Source organism: Parolsenella sp. LCP21S3_E11 (assembly GCF_052118165.1).
Classification (GTDB): Bacteria; Actinomycetota; Coriobacteriia; order Coriobacteriales; family Atopobiaceae; genus Parolsenella.
The window spans coordinates 25,623-45,730 of record NZ_JBQKHS010000009.1 but is presented as its reverse complement, the minus strand read 5'-3'; the positions used below and the strand labels follow the sequence as shown (position 1 = coordinate 45,730).

Genomic DNA, 20,108 nt, shown 5'->3' with positions numbered 1-20,108 from the left:
CCCTGGCCTCCTTCATCGAGCGCTACAATTGGGACCGTCCGCACAGCGCGTGCGGGGGCCTGCCTCCGATGTCACGCATAGTCGGTGTAAACAATGTCTTGGCACATAACAGCTAGCTCTCGGGCCGGCGCGCGGAACGCGCCTCTCGGGGCGAAATGCATGCGTCAGTCGCGGACCGGGGCGTCGTTTGCGCCAACGCCTGCCGACGACCGGTGGGCCGCATGCCGAAGCGTCGCGCGCTCGGCGCGCCTCATGCGTTAACGTGCCCTCCGTCATTCGCGGAAACGAAAGGGGAATCACCATGAACAGGCTCGAGAACAAGGTCGTCGTCGTTACGGGCGCTAACTCCGGCGTGGGCGCCGCCATCGCCAAGCTCTTCGCCGCCGAAGGCGCCACCGTTGTCATGACCGCCCGTCGTGAGGCCGCGCTCGAGGAGGTCGCGGGCGAGATCGAGGCTGCCGGCGGCAAGACCTTCGTCATGGCCACCGACATCTCCAAGGCCGATGATCCCGAGCGCCTCATGGCTGCCGTGGAGGAGAAGTACGGCAGGATTGACGTCCTCGTGAACAACGCTGGCATTCTCGAGTCCGGTCTCAAGCCCGTTGACCGCTTCACCGACGAGGACCTCGACCGCATCATCGAGACCAACCAGAAGGGCACTATGCGCTGCATGCGCGCTGCTTCCAAGCGTATGTCCGCCGGCGCGTCCATCGTGAACATCGCCTCGGTTGCGGGCGAGAAGGGTTGCGGCGGCGCTGTCTACGTCTCCACCAAGGCGGCCGTCATCGGCGTGACCAAGCACACCGCCCTGCGCTTCCAGGCTGAGGGCATCCGCTGCAACGCCATCTGCCCGGGCACCATCGTGACCCCGATGGTTGCCGGCACCACCGCCGCCGACATGGACGCCGACATGATGGGCGCCATGGCCACGCACTCCAACCTCCGCACGCAGCCCTGCATGCCGGAGGATGTCGCCAACATCGCGCTGTTCCTGGCAAGCGACGAATCGCGCGCCCTCACCGGCCAGATTCTCGTGAGCGACTTCGGGGCTATGCTTTAGAAAGTTGTTCGAGCGGGCCGTTGGACCGATCGTAATACGCGGGCTATCGGATTGGCCGTCACGCGCGAGGTGCCCGGATCGACCGTCATGTGCGAGGTATCCTGGCCGACCGCCACGCGAGATACTCGGAGCGAGTCGCCGGCGAAGCTCGCACGATACGCATGAAAAAGCGGGTCCGGAGGGGATTCCTCCGGACCCGCTGCTGTTAACGCGTGCTATGGGCGCTTGCCCAAAACCTTACAGGCCGAGTCCCTCGTTCAGCGCCTGGGCGATCTGGGCGGCGTCATCGGAGCCGCGCAGGGTCGCCTTGAAGTCCGCGTTCATGAGCAGGACGGCGGACTTGGAGAGAAGGCGCAGGTGGGTGGTGCCGGCCTCGCCCTCGGGGATGAGAAGCGCCATGGCGATGTCAACGGGCTTGTCGTCGAGGCTCGGCCACTCGACGGGCTGCTCGTTCTTGAAGATGATGACGGCGGCATCCTTGACCGCGTCGCTCTTGCAGTGCGGCACGGCGAAGCCATCGACCATGCCGGTCTTGTCGATGCCCTCACGAGCCTGGAAAGCGTCGTAGACGGCATCGGCGTCGTCGGTGATGCCGAGCGTGGCGGCATAGTTCGCGATGGTGCGGAGTGCCTCGTCCTTGTTGGCGGCATTCTGGTGGAGCAGGACGTTCTTGTCGTTGACGAAAGCCATCGGTGCATACCTTTCTTCACGTGTCTTGCCGGTGGGCTGCTGCTGCCTGGCTGGCGGGTCTGCTGCCTGGCTTGCTGGGTTGCTGCTTCGCGCGAGCGGCTGCGGTGCCTCGCGCGCCCGACCGGCGGGGCAGTATAACACAGGATATTTAACCAAAGAAGGACCCTGCCGGTGAGCCGACAGGGTCCAAAAGGTGCAGAGAGTTAACTTACTTCTGCTCGAGCTTCGGCTTCATGGCGACGAGGATCGCGGCGCCCACGAGGGCACCAATCACGATGTCGAGGCAGAACAGGCCGACGTTGCTCGTGGCGAGGGCGACGATGAAGCCACCGTGCGGGACGTAGCAGTCGATGCCCTGGAAGGCGGCCAGGCCGGCGCCCACGGCGGAGCCGATGCAGATGCCCGGCAGGGTGTGGGCGAGGTCCTTGACGGCGAACGGGATGGCGCCCTCGGTGATGCCGATGCAGCCCATGAAGATGGCGGAGACGCCCATCTGACGGTCGGCGTCATCGAACTTGTTGTGGGCGATCAGGGAAGCGATGCCGCAGGCCAGGGGCGGGACGGCGACGGCGACGCGGAACATGCCGTTGGGGCCGTAGATGCTGGAGGCCATGAGGGCCATCGTGAACGTGGAGGCAGTCTTGTTGATGGGGCCGCCCATGTCGAACGCGGTCATGACGCCGATGACGAGGCCGAGGACGACGGCGGAGCCACCCTGGAGGCTACCGAGGACGGCGGTGAGCCAGTCCATCACGAAGCCGAGCGGCGTGGCCAGGATGTAGATGTAGGCCATGCCCAGAACGAGCGAGGTGAGGATCGGGATGATCAGGATCGGCATGATCGTGTTGATCGTGTCGTTGACCTTCCAGGTCTTCATCCAGCGGACGAAGTAGCCGCAGATGACGGCCATGATCATGGCGCCCAGGAAGCCGGTGGAGACCGCGGAGCCGTTCGGCGTGGTCACCGCGTTGTTAACCAGGTAACCAAGGACGAAGCCGGGGGCGAGGGCGGGCTTGCCGGCCATCGAGTAGGCGATGTAGGCGGCGAGCACCGGGATCATCATGGAGATGCCGGCCATGCCGATGGTGTTCAGCGACACCATGAAGGGGTTCGTGACCTCCATGCCGTTGGCGCCGGCGGTGCCGGAGGCCAGCGAGAAGGCCAGGAACACGCCGCCGATGACGACGATGGGGATGAAGTAGCTCACGCCGGTGTTGAAGGCGTTGAGCAGCGTCTTGCCGGGCTCGGCGAAGATGGACTTCTTCTCAGCGGGCTTGGGGCCGCCGGGGGCGGCGCTGGCCTTGGCGGGCTCGGCGGCCTTCTCGGCGACGGCGAACGCGGAGACGTCGATGCCGGCGGCGGCGATGGCGGCATCGATCACGGCGGCGGCGTCAGAGATGGCGTCGGCGGTGCCGGCCTTGTGGAAGCGGCCCTCGGCCTTCTTGGCCTCGAAGCGGTCCTCGCCCTCGATGCCCACGTCGGTCGTGAGGATGACGAGGTCAGCCGAGTCGACGTCCTCCTGGGAGAGCTCGTCCTCGATGCCCATGCCTCCCTGCGCTTCGATCTTGCACTCGAAACCGCGCTTCTTGCACTCCTCCTCCATGGCGGACTTAGCCATGTAGGTGTGCGCAATGCCGACGGTGCAGGCGCTTACTCCTACGATCTTCACGTTCTCCTCCTTCATATACCGGTTTGCACTGGTCCTCTGGAAAGGGGTGTGGCGTCCGGACCTGGTGCCGGACTTGGTGCCACGGATGGTGCGGCCGATTGGAGTATCGGCCGCTAAAGAAGGTATCCCGTGGACGAATTCGCGACAAGAATTTGTCGGTAAACGTTGTTCTACCTTGGGAAACGTTAGAAATGGTTAAACCGTTAACCCTAGTCGTTTGCTGGGAAAAGTAAAACCGAAGAGAAAGTCAAGAAATATTTCGACTTTCCGTCAAACGCGCAGACGAGACTCTGTCGCCGCTGGGGGTCGGTTACGAGCGCGGTGTCGATCGTTGGCGCACCCCGTTCGTCCTAATCCGGACCACTGTAGCGGAATAAAGTTTTTCTTGGGCGATTTGTTTCAGCCAGATTGCATCGATATTGCTTCGGGGATAAGACTTCGCCAATAAATCGCTTCAAATCCCGTTTTCGCGGGCGCAATTTGTAAATTCATCTCACATCGCATGGATGGGGCTTGCGAAGCCTCGCGCCTGCCCAGGTGTCGAGTCTCGTATGGTCGCCCGGACGTCGAGGCAGCGCCGTTCGCGCACTCATCGCTCGCGTCCGGTCTGCCGCCATCCCCGCGCGTCCACCGTGGGCGCGAGCCCCATGCGTCCACCTGGGCACGGACGCGAATCCAGCGAAAGACCGCAAGATTGATTAGGGTAAGGAAGCGCACATGGACAAGAACGCCATCTCTCGAACGAACTTCCTCGAGCTCGTCGCCGCTGCGAGCGCCGCGAGCGCACTGACCGCCTGTGGTTCTAAGCGTGCCGGCAGCTCGGCTACCACCGCCTCCGGCGAATACGCCGACACGATCACCTTCTCCCAGGGCGCCGAGCCCCGCGGCCTCGATCCCGCGTACGTCGATGACGGCGAGTCCGCGAAGGTCATGGTCCAGATCTACGAGAACCTCCTCCAGTACGAGACGGATTCCTGCACCGTTGTCCCGGGCCTCGCCGAGCTCCCCGAGGTCTCCGATGACGGCCTGACCTACACCTTCAAGCTGCACGAGGGCATCAAGTTCCACGATGGCACCGACTGCGACGCCGAGGCCGTCAAGGCCTGCATCGATCGCCAGCTCGAGCCTAACCGTACCGACGACATGCCCTACGCCTCCTTCAACTTCGGCTCCCAGGAGGACGGCACCGGCGTCGAGTCCGTCGAGGCCACCGACGCCACGACGCTCGTCATCAAACTCCGCGCCGCGTCGACGCCGTTTCTCGCCAACATCGCCATGTGCATGTCCTCGCCGATCGTCGCTCCGTCTGCGTTCGACACGGCCATGGAGAACCCCGTCGGCACCGGCCAGTACAAGTTCGTGAGCTGGACGAAGAACTCCAACATCGTCCTTAAGCGCAACGAGGACTACTGGAACTCCGAGAAGGCCGGCAAGACCGAGAACATCATCTTCACCTTCATCGCCGAGGCTGCCTCTCGCGTCACCGCCCTCAACAACGGCGAGGCCGACATCATCGATGGCATCGACGAGGCCGTGGTCGACACCGTCGAGCAGGGTGGCTCCAAGATCTACAAGGCCGACGGCATGAACATCAACTACATGGCGTTCAACACCGAGTCCGAGATCTTCAAGAACAAGGACGCCCGCAAGGCCTTCGCCAAGGCCGTCAACGTCCAGGAGCTCGTTGACTCCCTGTACAACGGCTACGCCTCCGTCGCCAACTCCGTCATGCCGACCTGGATGGCTCCCTACGACGAGGACGTCAAGCAGACCGAGTATGACCCCGAGGCCGCCAAGTCCGAGCTCGCGGCCCTCGGCATCACCTCCGTCAAGTGCATCACCTACTCCAACCCGCGTCCGTATAACGGCAAGGGCGGCCAGGTCCTCGCCGAGGCCATCCAGGGCTATCTCAAGGAGGCCGGCGTCGACGTCACCATCGACACCTATGACTGGACGACCTACAAGACCAAGATCCAGACCGAGAGCTACGACATCTGCTTCTACGGCTGGAACGGCGACAACGGCGACCCCGACAACTTCATGAACCTGCTCTCTGATCCGAGCCTGTCCATGAACGTCGCCCGCTTCAAGAGCGACGAGTACAACGAGCTCATCAACAAGGGCCTCGTCACGCCCTCCGGCAGCGATCGCGATGCCATCTACCTGCAGTGCGAGCAGATGGTCGCCGAGGAGCAGCCGTGGCTGCTCATCTCGCACTCCCAGAACATCCTGGGCTATAACCCGAAGGTCTCTGGCTTCTACTTCCACCCGACGGCTGTCGCGTTCCTGTACGACGCCGTTAAGGAGGCCTAAGGCAGGGCCTTTCGCTAGAGGCGTCTGAGCGCAATCCCGCGGGAGTCCGGAGCGGAAGGCCCCGGACTCCCGCGACGGCTCTAGCGGGGCCCGGGGCGCCGTGCCGCCGGGTGCACCGCCGTCGGGTGCGCTACCGCCGACAGGGCCGTGCCGGCGTGCCGCCTGCCCTGCCTCGCCGTCTAGCCGAGAAGACCATCCACATCGCATAAGGAAAGGAGTGGAAAGCGTTGATCAAGTACGTCGCAAAGCGAGTGCTCCAGGCGATTCCCGTCCTCATCGGGCTATCCGTCGTCGTGTTCCTGCTCATGCGCGTGTTCGCCGCCGACCCCGCCCCTGTCGTCCTGGGCGAGCACGCGACGCGCGAGGCCATGGACGCCTGGCGCGACTCCCAGGGCCTGAACGACCCTATTTGGAAGCAGTACCTCGACTTTATTGGAGGTGCGCTTCACGGGGACCTCGGTAGCTCGTACTACACGCACACGGCCGTGACCACGGAGATCATGAGTCGCTTCCCCGCCACGATCGAACTGGCCATCGTCGCCATCATCATCGCGAGCGTCGTCGGCGTGGCACTCGGCGTGGTCTCCGCCACGCACAAGGGCAAGTTCGTCGACGCGTTTTCCACGCTGCTCGCCCTCGTTGGCGTCTCTATGCCGATCTTCTGGCTGGGCATCCTGTTCATCATCCTGTTCACGGGAACGTTGCACATCCTGCCCTCCGGCGGCCGCATCGACCCGATCATGCAACCGGTTGGCGGAACGGGCCTCTTCATCCTCGATACGCTGCTCTCCGGTGACTTCGAGGCGTTTGGCAACGCCGTCATCCACATGATCATGCCGGCGTGTGCACTGTCCATGTACTCCATGGCCATCATCACGCGCATGACCCGCTCGAGCATGCTAGACACGCTGAACGAGGACTACGTGCGCACCGCCCGCGCCAAGGGCCTGCCCGAGGGCAAGGTCACGAAGCATCACGCGTTGCGCTGCGCCATGCTGCCGGTTTCCACGGTCATCGGCCTCCAGCTCGGCAGCCTCCTCGGCGGTGCCCTCCTCACGGAGACGGTCTTCGCCTGGCCCGGTATCGGCAAGTACGTGGTCGAGTGCATCCTCAAGAGCGACTTCCCCGTGGTCCAGGGCGTCGTCCTGCTCATCGGCGTGATCTTCGTCGTCATCAACTTGGTGGTCGACATCATCTACGCCCTGCTCGACCCCCGCATCAAGTACACGCAGGGAGAGGAGTGATCGCCATGGCAGAGGCAACAATGGGCGCTTCCGCCAAGACGACTCCGGAGGAGAAGGAATCCCTCTGGAAGGACGTCTGGTATTCCCTGTCCCATAACATGGCGGCGATGGTGAGCCTTGTGTTCATCCTGCTGCTCGTGGTTATCGCGATCGTCACGAAGGTCTTCCCGGGCATCGTGCCGTGCGATCCGTATGCCCAGGACCTCTCGCAATCCTTCGCCACGCCCAGCGCAGAGCACATCTTCGGCTGCGACCAGCAGGGTCGCGACATGTTCAGCCGCATCCTCGTCGGCACGCAGGTCACGCTCGCCGTGGGCGTGCTGTCCGTCGCGATCTCGCTCACCGTGGGCGTCGCGCTCGGCGCCATCGCGGGCTACAAGGGCGGCAAGGTTGACACGGTCATCATGCGCTGCATGGACATCATGCTTGCCGTGCCCTCGATCCTGCTCGCCATCACGTTCATGGCGGCGTTCGGCAAGGGCATCGAGAAGGCGGTCGTCGCCATCGGCCTCGTGTCGATTCCGGAGTACGCACGCATCGTGCGCAGCCAGATCCTCGCCGTCAAGGAGAGCGACTACGTGGCCGCCGCGCGCGTCATCGGTGACACCGACGCCACGATCATCGTGCGCCACATCCTGCCCAACGTCATGCCATCGATCATCGTCCGCGCGACGCTCGGCATCTCGAGCGCCATCCTCGACTGCGCCGCCCTCGGCTTCCTCGGCCTGGGCGTCCAGCCGCCAGCGGCCGAGTGGGGCGACATGCTGGGCCGCGGCCGCAACTACATCTTCTCGGCGCCCCATGCGATGCTCTTCCCCGGCATGGCGATCACCCTCACGGTGCTCGCGTTCAACCTGCTGGGCGACGGTGTCCGCGACGCATTCGACCCCAAGGCAAGGAAGAGGTAGGTGCCCATGCTGCTAGAAGTCAAAGACCTCCGCACCGAGTTCCCCACGCGCCAGGGCGTCGTGCGCGCCGTCGACGACGTGACCTTCTCCGTAGACGCGGGCGAGACCGTTGCCATCGTGGGCGAGTCTGGCTCGGGCAAGAGCGTGACGTCGCTCTCCATCATGCGTCTGCTGCAGAGCCCCGGCCACGTCGCCGCCGGCTCGATCACCTTCGACGGCCAGGATCTTCTCGCGCTCTCTGAGAAGGAGATGCAAGCGGTTCGCGGTGGCAAGATCTCGATGATCTTCCAGGAGCCGATGACGTCGCTCAACCCCGTCTACCGCGTGGGCGACCAGATCGTCGAGGCGATTCGTCTTCACACGGACCTCGACAAGAAGGCCGCGTGGACGTGCGCCGTCGAGATGCTGCGCCTCGTGGGCATTCCCAGCCCCGAGGACCGCGCGCGTGACTATCCGCACCAGATGTCGGGCGGCATGCGCCAGCGCGTCATGATCGCGATGGCGCTCTCGTGCAACCCCAAGCTCCTCATCGCCGACGAGCCCACCACGGCGCTTGACGTGACGATCCAGGCCCAGATCCTCGACCTCATCTACAAACTGCGCCAGGACTTTAACATGGGCGTGCTGCTCATCACGCATGACCTCGGCGTCGTGAGCGAGGTGGCGGATCGCGTGGTCGTCATGTACCTGGGGCAGGTCGTCGAGACGGCGACGGTGATGCAGCTCTTCGAGAAGCCGCTTCATCCCTATACGCTGGGACTTCTCGAATCCATCCCGCGTCTCGAGGACGACGACGCCAAGCGTCTCTACACCATTCGCGGTCAGATCCCCGCGCCGCTGAACCGCCCTACGGGCTGCCCATTCTCGGACCGCTGCGATCGCTGCCGCGAGCGCTGCCGCAAGGAGTGCCCGGAGCTTCGCGAGGTTCCCGGCCAGCCGGGCCGCACCGTCCGCTGCTTCTTCTATGACGAGGAGGGGAGTGCCAATGAATAACGACGAGGTACTGCTCGACGTCCAGCATCTGACGAAGAGCTTCGTCGCCGACACGAACTTCTTTGGCAAGCCGACGTCTTTCGTTCAGGCCGTCGATGACGTCTCGTTCCAGATTCGTCGCGGCGAGGCGCTTGGCCTCGTGGGCGAGTCCGGTTGTGGAAAGACGACCATCGGCAAGATGCTGGTGGGCCTGCTCGCCCCGACCTCAGGCACGATAACGTTCGAGGGCCGGGACCTCACGGCGATGTCGCCCAAGGAACGCCGCCGCCTGTGCTGTGACATCCAGCTCATCTTCCAGGATCCCTACGCGAGCCTGAACCCGCGCATGACGGTCGGCAGCATCATTGCTGAGCCCATCCGCACGAACAAGATTCTGCCCGAGGACCAGGTCGATGCCCGCGTGGACGAGCTGCTCGAGCTCGTTGGCCTTCCGGCGTCCATGCGCAACCGCTACCCGCACGAGTTCTCCGGCGGCCAGCGCCAGCGCGTGGGCATTGCGCGTGCGCTTGCCGTGAACCCCAAGCTCATCGTGTGTGACGAGCCCGTCTCGGCGCTTGACGTGTCGGTGCAGGCGCAGGTCTTGAACCTCCTCGACGACCTCAAGGAGAAGATGGGCCTCACGTACCTGTTCATCGCCCATGGCCTGAACGTCGTGAAGCACGTGAGCGACCGCGTGGGTGTCATGTATCTTGGCCACCTCATGGAGATTACCGAGAAGAACGAGCTCTACCACCACCCGCTTTGCCCTTACACGCAGGCGCTTCTTTCGGCAATTCCCTCCGTCGACCCGAAGATGCGCCGTCGCCGCATCATCCTCGAGGGCGACGTGCCGAGTCCGATCGACCCGCCCGTGGGCTGCCGTTTCTGCAGCCGTTGCTTCGCCAAGGTGGGCGGCTGCGACGTGTCCGCGCCGGAGCTTCGCGAGGTGTCGCCGGGCCACTGGTGTGCTTGCCATCGCTACGACAACGTCCTTGCCGACGGCGTCATCGCGGAGGCGACCAAGATCCAGGAGATTTCAGCGCAGCCGGCGTATGGCCGCGACGCCGATACCATTCCTGGAGGCATGGGCCCGAACGGCCTGGGAGAGTAGGAGCTGCGGGGTCCGCGCGGACGTGCGGGCCCCGTTTTTTGCAGGCGCGTGCGTGCGGTGCGAGGGCGGGCGTGTGCGTGTGGCGGGCGCGTGCGGAGAAGGCCAACTTTTCGTAAATTTACGAGCAGACTTGCCACTTACGCTTGAAATGGCTAGGCGTGCAAGGTATCCTATCAAGACGTGTGAGTCGGACGCTCACACACTATATCTGTCGGCCCCCGAGCGATGTAAATCCAAGCCGGTGGCTGTGGGCGAGCATCTGGCCCGGAGCTGCTGCAGGCGATGCGCATGAGCATCGGGGCCCCGTTTTCGAAAGGGGTCCACCTTTGAGTGAGATTCAGAACTCGTCCGTTTTCTCGCTGGATGACGTGTCCAACGAGGAGATGAACAACCTCATCGACGGTACCATTACCGATTTCGACGAGGGCGATCTTGTCACGGGTACCGTTGTCAAGATTGAGCGCGATGAGGTCCTGCTTGACATCGGCTTCAAGTCTGAGGGCGTTATTCCCGTCCGCGAGCTGTCCATCCGCAAGGACGCCAACCCCGCTGACATCGTGAACCTGGGCGACACCATTGAGGCCCTCGTTCTCCAGAAGGAGGACAAGGACGGCCGTCTGGTCCTCTCCAAGAAGCGTGCCGAGTACGAGCGTGCTTGGAACCGCATCGAGGAGAAGTTCAACGCCGGCGAGAACGTCGAGGGCGAGGTCATCGAGGTCGTCAAGGGCGGCCTTATCCTCGACATCGGCCTGCGCGGCTTCCTGCCCGCCTCCCTCGTCGACCTCCGTCGCGTCAAGGATCTCAACGCTTACATGGGCACCCGCATCGAGGCCCGCGTCATCGAGATGGACCGCAACCGCAACAACGTCGTCCTCTCCCGTCGCGTTGTCCTCGAGGAGGCTCGCAAGGCCGAGCGCTCCGAGATTCTCTCGAAGCTCCAGCCGGGCATGCGCCTCAAGGGCACGGTCTCCTCGATCGTCGACTTCGGCGCCTTCGTCGACCTCGGCGGCATCGACGGCCTGATTCACATCTCCGAGCTCTCCTGGAACCACGTCAACCACCCCTCCGAGGTCGTCAAGGTCGGCCAGGAGGTCGAGGTTCAGGTTCTCGACGTCGATCTCAACCGCGAGCGCATCTCCCTTGGCCTCAAGCAGACCACCGAGGATCCTTGGCGCACGCTCGTCAAGAAGTACCCGGTCGACGCCATCGTTGAGGGCGTTGTCACCAAGCTCGTCCCGTTTGGCGCCTTCGTTGACCTCGGCGACGGCATCGAGGGTCTGGTCCACATCTCCGAGATGGCCAAGCAGCACGTCGACGCCCCTGCCCAGGTTTGCAAGGTTGGCGACAAGGTCCAGGTCAAGGTTATGGAGATCGACCTCGATCGTCGTCGTATCTCCCTGTCCATGAAGGCTGCCGCTGAGACCCTCGGTTTCGAGGTCGAGGTTGAGCCGATGGACAAGCCCGAGGAGGCCGCTGAGGCTACCGAGGCTGCTGAGACCGTCGAGGCCACCGACGCCGAGTAAATCTCGCGCTTAGGTAACTAGCTCGATTGCGGGGCCGCTCACGAAAGTGGGCGGCCCTTTTTGTGTGCGATAGTGGGTCTCGCTTGCCACCAGTTCGCCGCGCGATGGGCTTGATGTTGCGGCGGCGTTGCGATTCCCGCTCGTGCGGTTAGTGTCCGCAATGCCGGGTAGAATTGTTTCTCGAAGAAAGGGAAGGCAGGTTTTCATGGCAAACGGTACGAACGGCAACAAGATGGAAGAGGCGCAGCGTAAGATTCTTGAATGGGCTCGTGGGCGCAACGGCGCGGATGAGCTGTCTGGCGCCTGCACGACGCTTGCCGTGATTCTTGTCATCATCGACTTGTTTGCGCGTACAACCTGGGTTTCGGTCGTGGCGCTGGTTCTTCTCGGCTATTCATGGTTCCGCATCACGTCAAAGGATGTCTCTGCCCGAAGCCGTGAGAACTCGCAGGCCCTTAAAGCGGCTGGTCCTGTGATTTCGTTCCTTGCGAACCCTGCTGCTGAGCTTCGTGAGGCCAAGAACTACGTTCACCTCGCCTGCCCCAGCTGTGGCCAGCGCGTCCGTATTCCTCGCGGCAAAGGCAAGGTTCGTATTACCTGCCCCAAGTGCCACACGCGTTTTGATGGCAAGGCGTAGTCGATCATGGCGCATACGACGTTTCTAGCTGGCGGTATCGCGTCGGGTAAGTCAACCGTTGCCCGTCTGCTGCATGATCGCGGTGCCTGGCTATGCGATCTCGACCAGGTCTCCCGCGAGGTCCTCGAGGCGGGCAGCCCCGTTCTGGAGTCTATTGCGTCAGAGTTCGGTGATGATCTGGTTGACAGGGATACGGGCGAGCTGAATCGAGGCGAGCTGGCTGCCCGCGCGTTTGCCACGCCGGAGGATACGGCTCGCCTCGAGGCGATCGAGATGCCTGCCATTCGCGAGCGCCTCGCCGCCATCCTTACGAGCTCGAGCTGTTCTGGGGCCGAGCCAAAGCTGACGATTGTCGAGGTGCCCCTGCTCGATCGCGTGGAGGACTTGCTTCCTCTTGCGGATGATGTCCTTGTCGTGACGGCACCACTAGCGCTTCGTCGCAAGCGGGCCGTTGGTCGCGGTATGACGGGGGAGGATTTCGACGCTCGCGCGGCGCGTCAGCCAAGTGACGAGTATCTTCGCGCCCACGCCACGCATGTGATCGAAAATGACGGGGACGCTGCGGCGTTAGAGGCTGCTGTGGGCACGTGGTGGCTCGAGGTTATGGGGGAGTAGCGAACCTGCATTGGCTTCCGGGCATGTTGCTGTCCTGGCGCGGTTGTTGTGCTGGCGGCATGCCCTTCGCGCCGGCGGCGCTGCTCGATAGCGCCTGGACGCCCCTTCTTGCCGGTGGCGTTGCTTGAACGCTTGGACGCCCCCGCGCCGGTGGTGTTGCTCGATGGTGCCGGGATGGCCCCTCCGGATCTAGAGCTTTGACCCGTATCGGCTTAGTTCGTATGTGTATAATGGCAATATCGAACAGCTGTACGTAGCGGAGGAAGCATGGGAGCGCAGGAGGCAACTTCAAATCAGCCGCGGGTCACGGGTCATGTTGGCGCCGAGCTCCGTCGTTTTGGCGTCGAGGGCGTCGGCGCGCCCCTTGAGGTTGTCTCTCCGTTCGAGCCGGCGGGCGACCAGCCCCAGGCCATAGCTAAGCTCGCGAAGGGCATCGAGGATGGTCTTCGTTACCAGACTCTCCTCGGTGTTACGGGTTCCGGCAAGACCTACACCATGGCCAAGACAATTGAGGCCGTAAACAAGCCTACGCTCATCATGGAGCCCAATAAAACGCTCGCGGCTCAGGTTGCAAGTGAGATGCGCGAGCTTTTCCCCAATAACGCCGTAGTCTATTTCGTCTCCTACTATGACTACTACCAGCCGGAGGCTTACGTTCCGCAGAGTGATACTTACATCGAGAAGGACGCCTCGATCAATGAAGAAGTCGAGAAGCTCCGCCATCAGGCCACGGCAAGCTTGCTCTCGCGTCGCGATGTTATCTGCGTTGCGTCGGTGAGCTGTATTTACGGTATCGGTAGCCCGGAGGACTACGCGGGCCTTGCCCCCAACGTCTCAAAGGACGAGCCGCTCGAACGCGACGATTTCATCCATTCGCTAATAGACATTCAGTATGACCGCAACGATATCGATCTTGCTCGCGGCTGCTTCCGCGTGCGCGGGGAGCGCGTCGACGTGTTTCCGCCGTATGCGGAGCATCCTCTCCGCATCGAGTTCTTTGGCGATGAAGTCGAGGTTATCGCCGAGATCGATGAGGTCACGGGCGAGATTCTGCGTGAGTTTGACGCGGTGCCCATCTGGCCGGCAAGTCACTATGTCACGGAGCGCCCCAAGATCAACCACGCACTCGATACCATCAACCAAGAGCTTACGGAGCGCTTGGCCCAGCTCAAGGAAGCCGACAAGCTCCTCGAGGCCCAGCGCTTGCGCGAACGTACGGGGTATGACCTTGAGATGCTTGAGAATATGGGATATTGCAACGGCATCGAGAACTACTCGCGACATCTCGACGGCCGTGCTCCTGGCGAGCCGCCCTTCACGCTCATCGACTATTTCCCCAAGGATATGCTTTGCATCATCGACGAGAGCCACGTGACGGTGCCCCAAATTCGCGGCATGCACGAAGGAGACCGCGCGCGCAAGATTACGCTGGTAGAACACGGCTTCCGCCTGCCTAGCGCACTTGACAACCGTCCCCTGCGCTTCGATGAGTTCGAGAGTCGCGTGCCGCAGTTCGTCTATGTCTCGGCCACGCCCGGAGACTACGAAGAGCAGGTCAGCCAGCAGACGGTCGAGCAGATTATCCGCCCGACCGGCCTGCTTGATCCGTTGATCGACGTGCGCCCCATCCGTGGCCAGATCGATGACCTGACGGAGGAAATTCGCACGCGAGTTGCTGCGAAGGAGCGCGTCCTGGTGACGACGCTCACCAAGCGCATGGCAGAGGACCTTACGGACCATCTCCTCGACGAGGGGCTTAAGGTTAACTACATGCACTCGGACACTGCGACGCTCGATCGTGTGGACATCATTCGTGACCTGCGTATGGGCAAGATTGACGTGCTCGTGGGCATCAACCTCCTTCGCGAGGGCCTCGATATTCCGGAGGTCTCGCTTGTGGCGGTCCTCGATGCGGATAAGGAGGGATTCCTCCGTAACCGTCGTTCGCTCATTCAGACGATGGGCCGTGCTGCGCGTAACGCTCACGGCGAAGTCATTATGTATGCGGATCGCATTACGGATTCGATGCGCATCGCCATCAATGAGACGCGCCGGCGCCGTGCCGCTCAGGAGGCGTTCAACAAGGAACACGGCATCGTGCCCAAGACCGTCAAAAAGTCGATTGCAGACATCTCGAGCTTTATTTCCGAGGCAGAGGAGACGGTCGGCGATAAGACGCGCGACCGCCATGGCACAGGAAGCCATGGTGCCTTCGAGAGCCTTGCCGGGGTTGACGCCGACGCGCGTGCAAAGAGTGAGGCTACGGCCAAGTCTGTTGCCGCCGAGCTTGCGAAGAAGCTTCCTCGCGAAGAGCTGACTCGCATTATGGAGGCGCTTGAGAGCGACATGGCGGCGGCGAGCGAAGCCATGGACTTCGAACGCGCCGCTGATTTGCGCGATCAACTCGTCGAGCTCAGGAGCAAGGTAGAGGGAACTACGGAAGACGAGGTCATGGCTCGCCTCAAGGCCGGCGCCCGCAAGGGGAGCGTCCACGCCACTCGCAGACGCTACCAACCGAGGAAAAAGTAGGGCGTTAGGTTGGCGCCGATGCCGCGCGCCCTGGCCACCTGCGGCCCGGATACCACGCACCTTGGCCACCCGTGCCCTGGATGCCGCGTGCCCTGGCCACCTGCGTCCCGCAGTCGCACCTAGGCTATGGACCTCTCAAACAGGTCGTAGCGCAGGTTGGTCTCGGCGCGCTTCTGTCTCGCCGCTTTCCCGGTATCGATTCCGAGCTTGAGTTCGAGAAGCCGCTTGATGGCACTCCAGCCGTCCGACTGCCTAATCTGCTCGTGTGTAATGGGGATGACCTCCACTCCCATGAGCTGGAGCGCCGCCGTTCGCGCCGCGTCATTCAGGGATGCGGCCTCTCCGCCGTGAACCGATGCCCCCTGACATTCGAGCGCGATGGGCCGACGAGTCTCTGTACCCTCGAAGAATAGATCCGCGTAGCAGCAAGTTTTCTGATAGAGAGCCTGTGCTTGTCCGGACAATTCGATGCGCCGGTTGTTTGTGAACGCAAGGCCGAGGCCCCCGCTCGCCCTGGGAAGGCCGAGAAGAATGGATACCTGCGCCTCGAACGGAGATGCGCAAACCCCGGTCATGTGAGAAGCGGCCCAGCGAAGACGCTTCACGCCGTGAAACCCCTCGAGTTGGAGAGTGTTTTTCTTGAGCTCTTCAACGCTCAAGAGCGGGCTGCGTTTCCAAAGGTCAAGCGGGCTTCCGCTAGATCCAGTGACACGCCGCCAGCCATCGAAGGGGGAGAGGAATCGTTGTGCGAGCGCCTCGGAAAGCAAGCTCTCCGTGCGTTCGCAAGGCATGAAAGTCGAGTAGGTTCCGCAAAGCTCGTAGGTTGCCATGAGCAGCTGCGCAGGAGCGAGCTGCGCCGCAAGTCCGAGCAGCGTGAGCGCTGGCGATGTCACCTGGAAGTTGTGGTTTGTGTCAAGAACGCCGCCGAACGGTAGCTCTCGGCTTAGCGAGTGCGTGCGATAGAGCTTCGAGGTCCTATTGGGTTTTCGCGCGCTAGAAAGCTTGTGGATTGGCGCTTTGAGCAAATCCGTGACGACGGGACTGCAGGATATGTTGCGATGGACAGGGTCACGAAACGTGTCCGGCATCGGCGGATATAAGGCGAGGACCTGCGGCGGAACCTGATGGTATCGAAACGCTGTGATCGAGCAAAGAATCCTGTCCACGTTAACCCCAATCGATCTGGCGATCTGCATGTGGCAATGCCGCGCGCAGGTCGCTTGTTTTCGATGGGGATCTTTGACTTGTCGAGTGATTATAGGGCGTTTGCGGGCTCGGGTGGTGGCTACTTGCCAATATGGTGAGTCTTCTGGAGCCAGTTTCGTCCGCCATGAAACTAAATTAGACGAAATGACGTGGCTAAAACGCGACCCCCTGAGTAGACCGAAATACGACAAGTCGTTTACCTGCACCTTTACTTTTCGCTTGATGGCGACTACTTGATGCGACACGTTTTTGCCACGTCATTTCGGCTCCGCTAAAGCTCATTCCGCAAGAAATTGTGGGCGGATCGCGCTATTTGACTGCCGCGGAGGTTTGGGAAGTGCGATTCGACGGGTCGTCAGAGTGCTAATGGCGACAGAATCACGCTTTCACTGATTACTTGCGCATATTTGGGATATAAAACCTAAGTCAACCATTAGTAGATTTGCGAGCCACGGCCCGTGTGGTCGTAACTCACCGCGTCGCTCGTCTCGGGAGGCCTGCACATGCGAAAGTTCAAGACAGAGAGCAAGAAGCTCCTCGACCTTATGATCAACTCGATTTACACCAACAAGGAGATCTTCCTCCGAGAGCTCATTTCCAATGCGTCTGACGCCGAGGACAAGCTCTATCTTCGCAGCCTCACGGATTCTGCGATTAATCTCGACGAGGACAGCCTCGCCATTCGCGTGACGCCTGACAAGGAAGCGCATACCCTCACCATCTCGGACAACGGCCTTGGCATGACGGAGGAGGAGCTCGAGAAGAACCTCGGCACGATTGCACACTCGGGTTCTGAGGAGTTCAAGGCGGAGAATGCTGAGCACCAGGGTGACGACGTCGATATCATTGGCCAGTTTGGTGTTGGCTTCTATTCTGCCTTCATGGTCGCCAAGGAGGTTCGCGTGGTGACCCGCGCTGCTGGCGAGGATGTCGCGCATGAGTGGGTGAGCGACGGCCTCGAGGGCTACACCATTTCAGATGCCGAGCGCGATCACTGTGGTACTGACGTCATCCTTATCCTAAAGGATGACGTCGAAGGCACGGATGGCGCGGAAGGCGAGCGCTACAGTCGCTTCCTCGAAGAGTGGACCCTCAAGGAGCTTATCCGCCAGTACAGCAACTACGTGCGCCATCCCATCCAGATGATGGTCACCAAGAGCCGTCAGAAGCCCAAGCCCGAGGACGCTCCGGAGGACTACACCCCTGAGTACGAGGACTACACAGAGCTCGAGACCATCAACTCCATGACGCCGATCTGGAAGAAGCGCGACGTCGAGCAGAAGGATTACGACGAGTTCTACAAGTCCACCTTCCATGATTGGGAGGATCCGGCGCGCACCATCACCTTCCACGCCGAGGGCGCGCTTGAGTATGATGCGCTGCTGTTCGTGCCGGGCAAGGCTCCGTTCGACCTCTACAGCAAGGATTACGAGAAGGGCCTTGCGCTCTATAGCTCCAACGTCCTGATCATGGAGAAGTGCGCCGACCTCCTGCCTGACTACTACAACTTCGTGCGCGGGATCGTGGATTCGCCGGATGTCACGCTGAACATTTCGCGTGAGACGCTGCAGCAGAATCGCCAGCTCAAGGCTATCGCCAAGCGCATCGAGAAGAAGGTCACGAGCGAGCTCGAGGCGATGCGTGACCAGGATCGCGAGGCCTACGAGAAGTTCTTCGAGAACTTCGGCCGCGGCCTCAAGTACGGCATCTATTCGAGCTATGGCATGAAGGCCTCTGAGCTCGCAGACCTCCTGCTCTTCTGGAGTGCTCGCGAGCAGAAGATGGTTACTCTCGCCGAATATGCGAAGGCCATGCCTGCTGGTCAGAAGGCTGTCTACTATGCTGCTGGCGACTCTCGCGAGCGCCTGGCGAAGATGCCTGTCGTAAAGGCCGCTCTCGATCACGGCTTTGACGTCCTGCTCTGCACCGCTGACGTGGATGAGTTTACCTTCCAGTCCATGCGTGCCTATGAAGCCAAGGGCCTGCCTAAGACTTACGAGGATGACGCTGCGCGCGAGGCCGCAGAGAAGGCCGTCGCCGATGGCGCGGAGCCCGAGGTCGAGGATCGTTCGCTCGAGCTCAAGAACGTTGCCGCTGGTGACGTCGACTTTGCCACGGAGGACGAGAAGAAGGCTGCCGAGGAGGCCACGAAGGATAACGAGGACCTCTTCAAGGCAATGAAGGACGCTCTGGGCGAGAAGGTCACGAAGGTCACGGTGTCCGCGCGCCTGACTGACGCCCCCGCGGCGATTACCTCTGAGGGCCCGCTTACGCTCGAGATGGAGAAGGTCCTTGCGGCTGGCCCGGACGCGGCGGACGCTCCGAAGGCCCAGCGCGTGCTCGAGCTCAACGCCAAGCACCCGGTCTTCGACAAGCTCAAGGCCGCCCAGGAGGCTGGTGATACCGACAAGCTCACCAAGTACGCGGGCCTGCTGTATGACCAGGCGCTGCTTGTCGAGGGCATTCTGCCCGATGATCCGGTGGAATTTGCCCAGAGGGTCTGCGAGCTGATGTAGTTTCGGTTTGGGCACGTTCGCGGCCGTGGGTGCGGCGAGGTGGTGCGGCTGGCGTCGGATCTGCCTGGAGCCGCGGGCGCGGCGAGGTGATGCGGCTGCCGTCGGCCTGGCGCGCGGATCGCGGGCGCGGTTGGACTGTGTCGGCGCGCCCGCTTTGCAGACCGCGGATGCAATAGCCATGAAAACGGCGGGGTTTCGCGTGTGCGAGGCCCCGCCTTGTTATGTCGACATGTTGCGAGTGCTGGGCTAGCCTAGGCGAACGATGGCATAGGGTGATCCGGCCTCGTCATCGAGGGTGACGATGCTGGACATGCTGCCGTCAGCGGGGAATTCACGGTGAATGTGCGGGTAGATGGTGTCACCGAGCTTGGCGGCGCGGCTGTAGTGGACATCGAGCGCGCAGGGGGTGGAGGCCTCGCCCTCTTCAAGTACGCCAAGCGCAAGGCTCACGTACTGCGCGTTGTTGACGTGATGATTCGTGTCGATGTGCGCGCCGGTTACCGTGATGGGGGCGCAAGCTTGGCCTTCGCCTTCAATACGAACCACGCGCTGGATGGGCGGTAGATCGAGCGGCGAGTCGTTGCGAGCGTCCTCGACGTAGGGGGCGGACTCGCTCTCCGGAATGCGAATGGGGCGGCCCTTGTTGGCGTCGAACATGAACCAGCTCGAATCGGCGCGCACAAGGGGATGGGCTGCCGCATCGTCGCTCGCGCGGCAGACGGTGAAGTTACGGCTGGCGCGCAGGCCCTTGAAGCCCGTCGCCCAGGTGCTCACGCGAATCTCATCGCCGAAGCTTGGAAGCTCGGCAATGTCGATCTTCCAGGCGCTGAGCAGCCAGGCGAGCCCCGTCTCGGCGGTGTGCGCCGGTCCCAGTCCGAGCTCCTCGCTTCCAAACGTGGTGCAATCCTGCAGGTAGTTGACGAGAGAGGGAATGGATAGCTTACCCGTCTCGTCTATCTCGCTGTACCTCACTCGACTGGTGAACGAATACATGTGACTCCAATTCTCCCCGGTATTTTATCCGTCAGGGGTTGTCCTCTGTTTTGTTAACGCGCTGGAAAGCCGGCGGGGTGGCGGGTCCTGGCCGCCGGGTGACAGGTCCTGGCCGGCGGGGT

General features: G+C 62.2%; 16 protein-coding genes. 12 read left to right on the top strand and 4 right to left on the bottom strand.

What is annotated here, in order from left to right:
* The first annotated feature begins 2 nt into the window (after nucleotides 1-2).
* Nucleotides 3-116, top strand: a complete 114-nt coding sequence (locus ACTQ1Z_RS07695; protein ID WP_441860000.1) for a hypothetical protein — start codon at nucleotides 3-5, stop codon at nucleotides 114-116.
* 185 nt (nucleotides 117-301) lie between these two features.
* Nucleotides 302-1,060: an SDR family NAD(P)-dependent oxidoreductase gene (locus ACTQ1Z_RS07690; protein ID WP_441859996.1), complete on the top strand. Its 759-nt coding sequence runs from the start codon at nucleotides 302-304 to the stop codon at nucleotides 1,058-1,060.
* A gap of 237 nt (nucleotides 1,061-1,297) precedes the next feature.
* On the opposite strand, the gene ACTQ1Z_RS07685 is transcribed toward ACTQ1Z_RS07690, so the two are convergent.
* Complete coding sequence (locus tag ACTQ1Z_RS07685; RefSeq protein WP_441859994.1) at nucleotides 1,298-1,750, bottom strand: PTS sugar transporter subunit IIA; 453 nt, start codon at nucleotides 1,748-1,750, stop codon at nucleotides 1,298-1,300.
* Nucleotides 1,751-1,958: 208 nt separating this feature from the next.
* The gene (locus ACTQ1Z_RS07680) at nucleotides 1,959-3,419 is read right to left on the bottom strand and encodes a PTS fructose transporter subunit IIC (RefSeq protein WP_320680553.1); all 1,461 of its coding nucleotides are present in this window, start codon (nucleotides 3,417-3,419) and stop codon (nucleotides 1,959-1,961) included.
* A gap of 717 nt (nucleotides 3,420-4,136) precedes the next feature.
* Between ACTQ1Z_RS07680 and ACTQ1Z_RS07675 the strand changes: the two genes are divergently transcribed.
* The 9 genes from ACTQ1Z_RS07675 (at nucleotide 4,137) to uvrB (ending at nucleotide 15,271) form a co-directional block, all read left to right on the top strand.
* On the top strand, nucleotides 4,137-5,732 hold the full coding sequence (locus ACTQ1Z_RS07675) for an ABC transporter substrate-binding protein (RefSeq protein ID WP_441859991.1): 1,596 nt from the start codon (nucleotides 4,137-4,139) through the stop codon (nucleotides 5,730-5,732).
* A 227-nt stretch (nucleotides 5,733-5,959) separates the two neighbouring features.
* The gene (locus ACTQ1Z_RS07670; protein WP_320680558.1) at nucleotides 5,960-6,976 is read left to right on the top strand and encodes an ABC transporter permease; all 1,017 of its coding nucleotides are present in this window, start codon (nucleotides 5,960-5,962) and stop codon (nucleotides 6,974-6,976) included.
* A gap of 5 nt (nucleotides 6,977-6,981) precedes the next feature.
* A complete protein-coding gene (nikC, locus tag ACTQ1Z_RS07665) occupies nucleotides 6,982-7,884 on the top strand; it encodes a nickel transporter permease (protein ID WP_320680559.1) in 903 nt (300 codons plus the stop codon).
* Nucleotides 7,885-7,890: 6 nt separating this feature from the next.
* Complete coding sequence (locus tag ACTQ1Z_RS07660) at nucleotides 7,891-8,877, top strand: ABC transporter ATP-binding protein (protein WP_441859986.1); 987 nt, start codon at nucleotides 7,891-7,893, stop codon at nucleotides 8,875-8,877.
* Nucleotides 8,870-9,967 carry an ABC transporter ATP-binding protein gene (locus ACTQ1Z_RS07655; RefSeq protein WP_441859984.1) on the top strand — a complete coding sequence of 366 codons (1,098 nt, stop codon included), beginning with the start codon at nucleotides 8,870-8,872 and terminating at the stop codon, nucleotides 9,965-9,967. Before ACTQ1Z_RS07660 ends, ACTQ1Z_RS07655 begins: the two co-directional genes overlap by 8 nt.
* A 326-nt stretch (nucleotides 9,968-10,293) precedes the next feature.
* On the top strand, nucleotides 10,294-11,490 hold the full coding sequence (rpsA, locus tag ACTQ1Z_RS07650; RefSeq protein ID WP_320680562.1) for a 30S ribosomal protein S1: 1,197 nt from the start codon (nucleotides 10,294-10,296) through the stop codon (nucleotides 11,488-11,490).
* 205 nt (nucleotides 11,491-11,695) lie between these two features.
* The gene (locus ACTQ1Z_RS07645) at nucleotides 11,696-12,127 is read left to right on the top strand and encodes a hypothetical protein (protein WP_441859981.1); all 432 of its coding nucleotides are present in this window, start codon (nucleotides 11,696-11,698) and stop codon (nucleotides 12,125-12,127) included.
* A gap of 6 nt (nucleotides 12,128-12,133) precedes the next feature.
* Complete coding sequence (gene coaE / locus ACTQ1Z_RS07640; RefSeq protein ID WP_441859979.1) at nucleotides 12,134-12,742, top strand: dephospho-CoA kinase; 609 nt, start codon at nucleotides 12,134-12,136, stop codon at nucleotides 12,740-12,742.
* A gap of 267 nt (nucleotides 12,743-13,009) precedes the next feature.
* Nucleotides 13,010-15,271, top strand: a complete 2,262-nt coding sequence (gene uvrB / locus ACTQ1Z_RS07635) for an excinuclease ABC subunit UvrB (protein WP_441859977.1) — start codon at nucleotides 13,010-13,012, stop codon at nucleotides 15,269-15,271.
* A 119-nt stretch (nucleotides 15,272-15,390) separates the two neighbouring features.
* Here the strand turns inward: uvrB and ACTQ1Z_RS07630 are convergent, their stop codons facing one another.
* Nucleotides 15,391-16,101 (bottom strand): hypothetical protein, encoded by a 711-nt coding sequence (locus tag ACTQ1Z_RS07630; protein ID WP_441859975.1) that lies wholly within the window; start codon nucleotides 16,099-16,101, stop codon nucleotides 15,391-15,393.
* An 879-nt stretch (nucleotides 16,102-16,980) separates the two neighbouring features.
* On the opposite strand from ACTQ1Z_RS07630, the gene htpG reads away from it, so the two are divergent.
* Nucleotides 16,981-18,993 carry a molecular chaperone HtpG gene (gene htpG, locus ACTQ1Z_RS07625; protein WP_320680572.1) on the top strand — a complete coding sequence of 671 codons (2,013 nt, stop codon included), beginning with the start codon at nucleotides 16,981-16,983 and terminating at the stop codon, nucleotides 18,991-18,993.
* Between the two features lie 246 nt (nucleotides 18,994-19,239).
* On the opposite strand, the gene ACTQ1Z_RS07620 is transcribed toward htpG, so the two are convergent.
* Nucleotides 19,240-19,986: an acyl-[acyl-carrier-protein] thioesterase gene (locus ACTQ1Z_RS07620; RefSeq protein ID WP_320680574.1), complete on the bottom strand. Its 747-nt coding sequence runs from the start codon at nucleotides 19,984-19,986 to the stop codon at nucleotides 19,240-19,242.
* Nucleotides 19,987-20,108 lie beyond the last annotated feature (122 nt).